This is a genomic window from Deltaproteobacteria bacterium (assembly GCA_030654105.1).
GTDB lineage: Bacteria > Desulfobacterota > SM23-61 > SM23-61 > SM23-61 > JAHJQK01.
The window spans coordinates 1-10,519 of record JAURYC010000235.1 but is presented as its reverse complement, the minus strand read 5'-3'; the positions used below and the strand labels follow the sequence as shown (position 1 = coordinate 10,519).

The following is a 10,519-nucleotide window of genomic DNA, read 5'->3' as shown; positions in this document are numbered from 1 at the left end:
CATCTTCCTTTCCTCCTTTTTTATTTTTTGTATTTCGGATTGGCCATCCAGGCCTTCTTCAGGGTATCCCCACGAAGCCCCTGGCGCAGCGCTTCCAAAGCCAGGATGTCTTCGGGAGGGATATTGCCCAGGTTAACATTGGGTCCGAAGCGCAGGATGAGGAACTGTTGCTGATTTTTAATGGGGGCTTCCCACTCTAATTTAGTTAGGTCCTTCACTCCTTTGATAATGGCTTCCACTTCTTCATCCTTGGGCTTGCCATCCTTATCGTAAATGCCCACCCCTTTGCCCGCCTCCCGAGCTTCCACGATGACCTTGAAAGCCCCGTTTTTTAAGTCGGCGGCGATCTCTTCGTGCAGTTTGGCCGTGGCCACCTTTTCATCGGGGTCCTTCTTCCCTACCTCGGAGACCACCATGAAGCCCATGTCGACGGCTCGCTTGATGCAATCCCCCCGGGTCTTCATGTCGATCTCGATGGTTCCATCCGAAACTTCGATGGCATTGAACCCCAGCTCTTTGCAGCGCTTGAGGTATTTGGCGTAAGCGCCCTGCCAGACCGAAACCTCAAGGAAAGTTCCGCCGGGACATATCCAGATATCAGCATCCTTGACCATTTCTACCTTTTCGGCCAGATAATCGATATCCAGAAAAGCACTGGTGCCGAAAGTCAGTTTAATAAAATCGATAACATCGGCGGCGGAGTCGAGCAGATCCTCAGTGGCCGTCAGCCCTAACCCTTTATCAATGATCATCGTGAGGCCTTCTTTACGAGGCTTTACCGTTCGACCCGGCACGGGCATTTCAAAAACACCGTCAAAAGCTTTTACTCCCATTTTAGATTCCCTCCATACAATTTTTTGCTCCGGCCAGGACAGACTTGACCGGGTTCAGCTTTACTTCAGCAACAAAGCGTTGCATAACTTCCAGGCGCCGGCGCATCAACTCCGGCGTGTCAAAACTTTCCACAGGAATGACATCATAAAAGACCAGCGTAGGGCCGAGTTTTTCGGTAGCGTTGTCAAATAATATCTTGACGATTTTTTCCTGGCGGGTGACGGTTTTGACGATCGGGGTATCCCGGCCTGATTCGATTCGGGCATCGACCACGGTCACTCGCGGGTTGCGGTAATGTGGGGAGGCGGCAATGTGGCGCATGTCAATGGCGATTTTGTAACCCCAGACATCGGTCACCCCGGGAGGAATCTCCACTTGCAATTTTTCATTGGCCTTGGGGAAATCGTAGATCAAATTTCCCAGGCGAATGTTATCGTAGAGAGACCCCATGTAAAACTCGTACCCTTTATCGGTGAACCGAAAATGGGTCATCTCGGTGCTGAAGATCTTCCAGTCATCCTCCAGCCCCTTGAGCAGAAAGACCGTTTTCCCGGCTCCCGCTCCTCCGACAACCAGGAGAAGGGTGTCGCGGCTTGGGCTATACATCGAACTGGCGTGGAAACTGTAGATTTGATGGTAGCGCTCCAGGGTGACCAGAAGATATTTAAAGAAGAGTCCCAGGTTTCCAAAAAGGGAATAGCGGTTGTCCGAGCATTCTTTTTCATAACGGGAAAAGTCTCCGGTGGCCGTACACACCTTCTCGGTAATCTTTACCTGGGGCTGAATGTTGGGGTCATCGATCACCACAAAGCAGGAATCCAGGTCATCACTGAAAGGAATTGGTTCGATGGAATGAATGTCCGTGAGCAGAGACTCCATGACCTGGCCTTCGAAATATCTGGCCTCGGTAATGAGCTTCTCGTTGTTGGAAACAAGGCCGATCCTGGCCTCGACGATTTTTACGGCTCTTTTAAACATAAAAACCTCTCGGTTTCTTCAGGCTTTATTTCCTTTTTTCCGGATAAGTCAAAGCTGCCCGGGCAGCGGCCAGGCGGGCAATGGGCACCCGATAAGGCGAGCAGGAGACATAATCCAGCCCGAGCATGTGGCAGAATTCCACTGAAGAAGGGTCGCCCCCATGTTCGCCGCAAATGCCCACTTCCAGTTTCGGGTTGGCCTTACGACCCTTTTCCACTCCGATCCGCATGACTTCCCCCACCCCCTGGCGGTCAATGGAAACAAAGGGATCGGTTTCCAGAATACCAATCTCGCGGTAGAAAGGGAGAAATTTCCCGGCATCATCGCGCGAGAGACCGAATACGGTCTGGGTCAGGTCATTGGTCCCGTAAGAAAAGAAATCGGCGACGGTGGCGATTTGGTCGGCCGTAATAGCGGCCCGCGGAAGTTCGATCATGGTTCCCACCATATACTTAATTTTTGTACCCGTTTGGCTCATAACCTCTTTGGCCACGCGAACCACAATTTCCCTTTGCGCCCGTAACTCATTTACGTGACCCACCAGGGGAATCATGACTTCAGGAATAACCTTTACTCCTTCCCTGGCGACTGCACAGGCGGCCTCGAAAATGGCCCGGGACTGCATCTCGGTGATTTCGGGATGACTGATTCCCACCCGGCATCCCCGGTGGCCAAGCATGGGATTGGCTTCCTTCAGGCTTTCGGAACGTTCTTTCAGCTTTTTAAAGGGAATGCCCATCTGATTGGACAGTTCCTCGATCTCCTGGTCGGTATGGGGAAGGAATTCGTGTAAGGGAGGATCGAGGGTCCGGATGATAACTGGATAACCGTCCATTGCCCGGAAAATGCCGACAAAATCATTTTTCTGCATGGGCAGAATCTTGGCCAGGGCCCGGCGGCGTTCTTCAGCTGTGTCCGAGAGAATCATTTCCCGCACAGCGGCAATACGTTCGGTTTCAAAGAACATGTGTTCGGTGCGGCAGAGGCCGATTCCTGTGGCTCCGAAGAGTCGAGCGGTCGTGGCGTCGCGGGGAGTATCCGCATTCGTGCGGACACCCAATCTGGCCACCTGGTCAGCCCAAGACATCAGCTTGGCAAATTGCTGATAGATCAGGGAATTTTTAGGAGGAATTTTCTTTTCGATTAAAACCTGCACGATTTCCGAAGAGCTGGTGGCCAGATCACCCGCAATAACCTCGCCGGTGGTGCCGTCAATGGAAATGGAGTCTCCTTCTTTAATGGTTCGGCCGTTTACTTCCATGGCCGCCTTTGCATAATCGATGTTCAGGGCCGTACAGCCGACCACGCAGGGTTTGCCCATGCCCCGGGCCACCAGAGCGGCATGGGAGGTCATTCCGCCCCGGGAAGTCAGAATCCCTTCGGCCGCATTCATGCCGTGAATGTCTTCCGGAGAAGTTTCAATGCGGATGAGCACGCTCTTTTGCCCCAGCCTAACCAGATCCATGGCTAGCTCCGGGGTAAAAACCGCTTTGCCGCAGGCTGCTCCCGGCCCGGCGTTCAGGCCTTTGGCCAAGAGCCTTCCCGATTTGATCGCTCCACTTTTGGCCTGGGGGTCGAAGATGGGCGCCAGAAGCTGGTTTAAGGAATCCGGGTCCATGCGCAGGAGGGCAGTCTTCCTGTCGATCAATTTTTCTTCGACCATCTCCAGGGCGATGCGCAGGGCGGCGAAAGCCGTGCGTTTTCCCGAACGGGTCTGGAGCATCCAGAGTTTTCCCTGCTGAACGGTGAACTCGATATCCTGCATGTCCTTGAAATGCTTCTCCAACCGCTTATAAATCTTCTCTAATTCTTTATAAACCCTGGGCAGGGTTTCTTCCATGGAGGGAAGCGCGGGATCGTTCTTCGGGGACTTGTTTATGGGTTGAGGCGTGCGGATGCCTGCTACCACATCTTCTCCCTGGGCATTGGGCAAAAACTCTCCGAAGAAGACTTTTTCCCCAGTGGCCGGATCGCGGGTGAAGGCAACTCCCGTGGCGCTTTCCCCGCCCATGTTTCCGAAAACCATGGCCTGAACGTTCACGGCTGTACCCCAGTCTTCAGGGATTTTGTTTAACTTCCGGTAAGTGATGGCCCGTGGGGTATCCCAGGATTCAAAGACCGCTCCGATAGCGCCCCAGAGCTGTTTTTCCGGGTCTTCCGGAAAAGCCTTTCCCGTATCCTTCTGAACTATCCCCTTGAATTCGGCGACCAGCTCCTTCCAATCTTCGGCGGTAAGTTCTATTTCCAGCTTCACCCCTTTTTGCTGTTTCTTTTCATGGATCTTTTCTTCCATTTTTTCCCGGTCGACCCCGAGGACCACGTCGCTGTACATCTGGATGAATCGGCGGTAGGAATCGTAGGCGAAACGCTCATCGCCGAAATTCACGATCAGACCCTGGATCGTCCTATCATTCAGCCCCAGGTTGAGGATTGTATCCATCATGCCGGGCATGGAGACCCGGGCGCCGGAGCGTACCGAAAGGAGGAGGGGATTCTTGGGATCTCCAAACTTGGCTCCCATCACTTTCTCCACCTGGCTTAATCCCTTTTTCACCTGTTCTTTCAAGCCTGACGGGTATTTCTTCTTGTTTTCGGAGTAGGTTGTACAAACTTCCGTAGTGATCGTAAAGCCGGCTGGAACCGGGATTTTCAGATTGGTCATCTCCGCCAGATCACAGCCTTTGCCACCGAGAAGGTTGCGCATCCTGCTGTTTCCCCCGGCTTTTCCAGCTCCGAAGAAATAAACATATTTTTTAGCCATCGTTCTTCCTTTTTTATTTTGTTATATTTAGGGCGCAGATTTACGCCGATAAACACAGATTTGATTTTTATATTTATCCGTTTTTTCTGCGTCCATCCGTGTCCTTTTCCTTTTTTTTCGGTAAGGCAAAGTTGACAAAACGCAATGCCGGTTGACCGCTAAGAACCCGGTCCACGTCTTCGGCGATCGCTTCAACAACCTTCTCCTGGGCTTCGTAGGTAAGGCCGGCCGTATGCGGCGTCAGAATCACATTGTCGAGACCGTTGAGAGGACTATCCGCGGCCGGGGGTTCTTTTTCCCGTACATCCAAGGCGGCTCCGGCAAGTTGGCCTTGCTGAAGAGCCAGGGCCAGGTCTTTCTCCACTAAAACTTCTCCCCGGGAAGTGTTGATGATGAAGGCCGTGGGCTTCATTTTGCTGAAGGATTGGCGGTTCAGAAGACCCCGGGTTTCCAGAGTGAGAGGAAGGTGCACGCTGAGGAAATCGGATTCGGCGAGGAGCTGGTCCATAGCAACGAGGGTAGCTCCGGACTCAGTAACATGAAGGCTGGTTGAGGAAAGGTAGGCGTCGTGGGCCAGGAGGCGCATGCCAAAAGCTTTCGCCCGGAGAGCCGCACGAAAACCAATTTTCCCCAGCCCCAGGATTCCCAGCGTCTTACCCATGAGTTCAAAGCCATGGTACTTTTTCCGTTCCCAGCCTCCGTTTTTTACAGACCGATCCGCACCCGGAATTTTTCGAGCCAGAGCGAGGAGGAGGCCGAAGACATGTTCGGCAACGGATACCGCATTTTCTTCCGGACTGTAACAAACGACCACTCCAACTTGCGAGGCAGCCTCTACGTCGATGTTGTCGTATCCCGCTCCAGCTCTCCCGATAATTTTTAACAGCCGGGCTTGAGCAAGGAGGTCGGCATTGACTTTGGTTTGATTGCGAACAAGGAGAGCATCGGCATCCCGTAGGGCATCTTTTAGCTGAGGGATTTTTTTCCATAGGTCCCAGTCAGATTCCACCTGGTATTTCTGTTTGAGGCGGTCGATGCCCGACCCGGTTACGTCTTCGGCAATAAGAATTTTTTTTCCGTCGGCCACGTTTCAGTCTTCCTTTCCCAGGTATTCACCCTCAGGATCTACCTCCTGATGTAAAATGCGCAGGTTTTCTTCAGTCGGCAAATCCACCGTGGTCATATTGGGGCTTGCCGTAATTGGAAAGCCTGTATTTGCTTGAACCTGCTCGAAACTGACCCCAGGCATTAATTTGAAGACTTGCAGTTTGCCCGTACTTTTATCGACCGCCATGACGGCCAAGTCTGTGACAACTGTTATATCCGGATGATCGTTTTTTATCCCGGCTCTTTTGCGGCCCTCGGGGCCGTTGATATATCCGGGACTGGTAATGTAAGCGCATTTTTCCGGAAACCGCCTTTTCTCATGACGGCAGATGACTAGGATCCGCTTGGCATGGGAAGCAATGTCATTGGCTCCGCCGCTTCCCGGAAACCGGACTTTGGGTTGCTGGTAATCACCGATAACCGTGCTGTTGATATTGGCAAACTGGTCAATCTGGGCGCCTCCCAGAAACCCCACATCCACCATGCCCCGTTGCAGCAGGCAGCCTAAAACTTCGCGCAGGGTGCCCAGCTTGGCCGCCCGGTGCATGCCTTTCGGATCAGAAACTGAGGTCGGAACAGGAAGCACCTGGGGGGCAATGGAGCCGGTCTCGATGACAAAACACATATGGGGAGCATGGGATTTTTGAGCATACATGGCCGCTACCAAAGGCATCCCCGTACCGGCGAAAACCGTTTCCCCGTCGCGGATATGCCGGGCAGATTCGATGATCATCAGCTCGTCTGATTTAAATTTTTCGGCCATGGTTTCCCTTTTTCATAATCTAAAAAAAATTAACCGCAGAGAACGCTGAGGCCGCGGCGTTCTCTGTACTACTAACGTGCAAAATATTGAAATTTTGTTAAGCAAAATTGATTTGGAAACGAACCGCTGAAATCCCCCCCACCCCCCCTTTGCTAAAGGGGGGAGAGGGGATTTCTGGGATTGCTTTTGGCCCTAAGCAAAACTTATTCTTTTGGTTGCGGCTATGCCGCGCTGTGTTCTCCGCGAGTTCTGTGGCCAAAAAGTTTTTCAAAGGACCTTCATCATCTCCGCGCGGAGCTGGTTGTATTTCTTCAGCCCGCCCACTTTTTCCAAATACTCGTCAAACGATGAGCAGGAATATATATATTTTCCGAGGTAGGCCTCAAAAGCGAGCCCTCCTTCACGAGCGCTGTTCTGATATTCGCGCAGATGTTCGGGGTCATGCTGATAATACCTGTAAACAGAGGTTGGGTGTGCTCCCCACGGCTGGGGAACGACCGCATTTACATAAACATAGGGAATGGTCGTCCTTTCTGGGTATTTACGGACTTCCTCCGAGGGGACAATCTCCTCGCAGGAGGCGATTACGGCCCTGGAGGCCCGGATCATCTCCGGTTCATGAGTCAGAAAACCTTCGATGATCAAATTTCCTTCCTCATCAGCCTTCTGCACATGCACAATAGCCACATCCGGATTCAAGGACGGGAGAAGGACCACCTGGTCATCCGGATCCCAGGGGTTGGCTACAATTTCAAATTTTTTCCCGGTCGTGGCTGATTTTTTGGATAGAATGTCGGTCCCGAGAAGAGAGCGGGTGGGCATGAAAGGAAGGCCCATCTCCCCACCAAGAAAACGAGTCACCATTCCTAGATGGCTATAGTCCTCATTCACTAATTTCCCTTCCTCGATGGCCTTTCTCCAGGCAAACGTTGGACCAAAGCGCTCTAAATTCCCTGTCCCGCATTCTGTTCGCCTGACCAAGCCAGCCCCGACAAGGATGTCCATATTGATCGAGAGGTTACAACCCACTAAGGTAAGATTTCTCTTTTTTTGCCGGACGAGCTCATGGATAAGAGCCATGGCACAGCGTCCAATGGTCTGGCCACCCATGCCCACGGTTGCCCCATCGAAAACATAACGGCGGACTGCTTCTGCCGCAGTCATTATTTTATTCGTTTTTTCCTTGCTTGCTTCCAAGTTTTCATCCCCAGCGAGCTGTTTTTTTAAAAATCTTACTACCAAATTACAGCAGATGATTTTGGGTAGATAATGTATAATTTATACATTATGCAATTTCCTTGTCAAGGTTTTTTGGCTGGTAGAGTCTTGATAAAAATATTTCTTACGGCTTCCTATGTAGATCTCGTAATGTTTCATCCAGTCCTAAGCCTCGCAACTTCTCCGCCGTCGGGATTCCGTTCGCGTCCCAACCCCGCAGGGAATAGTATTCATCCAGCATCGCCTGAAATTCTTCCGGCGGGCAGTACATCCCCTGAGAAGGCCCGGAGGGGATCGGTTGCTGCGTAGCCCTTATGGGCAGGCTGTCATCTTTTCGACTTACTCCCTCCCGACAGTTAAAAGCCCTCTCCAAATTGTATATGCGTTCACCCAGCCGTTCCAATTCATCCAGGTTCAAGTCCCAGCCAGTTACAGCATTAATCATCTTGACGTAATTTTCATTGATCAAGCCTCCATACCCTCGTTCGCTGGCAAAGCGGCATTGAGTAAGAGAGTCGTTGAGGGCGGTGAAATTCTGGGTCCGTACGGCGAAAGCCGGCTGCCCCTGAGCTTTGGTGCGGTCGAACTCTCCGGCATACTGGAGGGTTGGGCGGGCATCGTGGTGGCTTCCGCCGCGTGTGGCTGTGGCATAACCGATGGACATGCCTTTCAGGGCCCGGGCCGAATGTCCGGCCACTTCCACTTTTTTGAAACAATAAAGCAAACCCACTGCCGGGTCCCCCAGACGCTGAGCCAGGCGAAAAGAACCTTCGGCCAGGACATCTCCAAACCCCTGGCGTTTTCCCGTTGCTTCGACCAGTTGCAGGAGTAAATCCGCATCGCCGAAGCGCAGCGCCCGCCCTCCCGCATCCCGGGAAGAAAGCAGCCCTTTCTCGAAACATTCTAAGGCAAAGGAAATCGTTACCCCCATGCTGATGGTGTCCAGCCCCCATTGATCACAGAGGGCGTTGAGTTTAAGCAGGGAACCAGGATCCCAGTTTTCCGCCATCGAGCCAAGAGAAAACAAAGTCTCGTATTCAGGCATTTTCCACCGCAGGCCCTCGGGGAGTTCTGGAGAGGCAGGAAGGCGAAGGGTTTTGCCGCAGGCAATCGGACAACCGAAACAAGTATCATTGCGCTCGAAAAAAAGCTCCTTGATTCGTTCCCCCCCAATCTCCGGGGCCCGGGGGCTGTGTTCTTCTTGCAGGTTGCGCACACCCAGCCCCCCGATGGTATTGATCATGTTGACCAGAACCGGGGTTCCGAGATTCTTCAGGCCGGCTGTCCCTTTTTCCAATGCTTCCTTGCGGGAATCGATCAACTCGCGCAAGCCCTTTAGGTCAGCGACTTCTGTTTGGCGAGAACCCTTTACCACTATGGCCTTGAGATTTTTGGAACCGAGGACAGCACCGATTCCCCCTCTCCCGGAGACCCCCTCGCGGCCGCGCCAGTAATGGGTTAAACAGGCAAAACGGACCAATTTTTCACCGGCTGGCCCGATGGCCACTGCATCGGCATCTTCGCCTTCGGTTGCGCGGAGAGCATCCACAGTATCCCGCGTCAATTTGCCCCAAAGGAAATCGGCCGATTTGAATTGGGCACCATTTTCGTCTACGCGCAAATAAGTGGGAAAGCTGGCTTTTCCCGTAATCACAATGGCTTCAAAACCGGTCCGTTTTTGGGTGATGGCAAATCGCCCGCCGAACGTAGAGTCGAAAAAGAGATGGTTCAATGGGGATTTGGTAGCCGCGTAGGCCCTGCTGGTGCTGGGTACGGGAGTGTCGGTGATCGGCCCCACAGCAAAGACCACGATGTTTTCCGGAGAAAAAGGTTCAATCCCTGGGTGTAATCCATCATATAGAATCTTAGCCGCCAGCCCATTTCCACCCAAAAATTTTCTGGCCAAAACTTCATCGAAATTCCGGATATGGAATTGTTGCTTCGACAAGTCAATATGTAAGATCCTTCCGGTGTAGCCGTTCATTTTTCCTCCCCGTGAATCAATGTAGGACTAAACCCCCAAAAAATTTTATGTTTCCAATTTCCTCGCGTAAGAGGGTGGCCGTTTTTCCAGGAAAGCTTTCATTCCCTCTTGGGGTTCATCGGTTTTGTAGCATTCGCGAAATGTCCGGATTCCGGCTTCGACCGAAGCGTTAAGACCCAATTCCATCCACTGGGCGATGAGTCTTTTCTGCAAAATCATGGCCGTAGGGCCGTTCTGTAGTATTTTCCTGGTCATTTCCCGGGTTGCTTCTTTTAGTTTTTCCTGCGGGACCACTTTGTTGATTAAACCGATACGGCAGGCCTCATGGGCATCAATCATTTCACCAATATAGACCATGGCGGCGGCCCGGCCAAGACCGATTAATCTGGGGAGAAAGGCCGCCTCAATAACGGAAGGGATGCCTACCTTCACTTCCGGCATGCCAAAGCGAGCCTGCTCTGAGGCGAGGCGGAGGTCACAGGAGGCCACCAATTCCAGGCCCCCGCCGAGAGCATAACCATTGATGGAGGCAATGACGATCTTCTCGGATTGACGGATAGCCTGGAAGCAGCGATGCAGATCCGTGATAAATTTCTCTGCGCCTTCTTGATCTAAATCCATCATGGCCCGCACATCCACGCCACCCACAAAGGAACGATCACCGCTTCCAGTGAGAATGATGATACGAATTTCTGGCTGCGCACTCCATCTCACAATAGCCCCGGTCAATTGTCGGATCAATTCGTGAGTGAAGGTGTTCAGGGCCTCAGGCCGATTAATGGTAATGGTTACGATGGGTCCTTCTTGGTGAAAAAGAAGCATAAAATAACCCCTGCAAATGCGGAATGTCGAATGCCGAATGCGGAATATAACA

The 10,519-nt window shown here is 52.2% G+C and carries 8 protein-coding genes; all 8 read right to left on the bottom strand.

Annotation, left to right across the window (positions count from 1 at the left end):
- Window positions 1-20: 20 nt before the first annotated feature.
- Window positions 21-833, bottom strand: coding sequence for a phosphosulfolactate synthase (locus Q7V48_09930; protein MDO9211047.1), 813 nt, complete (start codon window positions 831-833; stop codon window positions 21-23).
- A gap of 1 nt (window position 834) precedes the next feature.
- A complete protein-coding gene (locus tag Q7V48_09925; protein ID MDO9211046.1) occupies window positions 835-1,812 on the bottom strand; it encodes a hypothetical protein in 978 nt (325 codons plus the stop codon).
- Window positions 1,813-1,837: 25 nt separating this feature from the next.
- Window positions 1,838-4,573, bottom strand: coding sequence for a pyruvate, phosphate dikinase (ppdK, locus tag Q7V48_09920; protein MDO9211045.1), 2,736 nt, complete (start codon window positions 4,571-4,573; stop codon window positions 1,838-1,840).
- A gap of 73 nt (window positions 4,574-4,646) precedes the next feature.
- Window positions 4,647-5,660 (bottom strand): hydroxyacid dehydrogenase, encoded by a 1,014-nt coding sequence (locus Q7V48_09915; GenBank protein MDO9211044.1) that lies wholly within the window; start codon window positions 5,658-5,660, stop codon window positions 4,647-4,649.
- 3 nt (window positions 5,661-5,663) lie between these two features.
- The gene (locus Q7V48_09910) at window positions 5,664-6,443 is read right to left on the bottom strand and encodes a CoA-transferase (GenBank protein MDO9211043.1); all 780 of its coding nucleotides are present in this window, start codon (window positions 6,441-6,443) and stop codon (window positions 5,664-5,666) included.
- Window positions 6,444-6,710: 267 nt separating this feature from the next.
- A complete protein-coding gene (locus Q7V48_09905; GenBank protein ID MDO9211042.1) occupies window positions 6,711-7,640 on the bottom strand; it encodes a CoA transferase in 930 nt (309 codons plus the stop codon).
- Window positions 7,641-7,785: 145 nt separating this feature from the next.
- Complete coding sequence (locus tag Q7V48_09900; protein ID MDO9211041.1) at window positions 7,786-9,645, bottom strand: aldehyde ferredoxin oxidoreductase family protein; 1,860 nt, start codon at window positions 9,643-9,645, stop codon at window positions 7,786-7,788.
- 45 nt (window positions 9,646-9,690) lie between these two features.
- A complete protein-coding gene (locus Q7V48_09895; protein MDO9211040.1) occupies window positions 9,691-10,467 on the bottom strand; it encodes an enoyl-CoA hydratase-related protein in 777 nt (258 codons plus the stop codon).
- Between the last annotated feature and the right edge of the window lie 52 nt (window positions 10,468-10,519).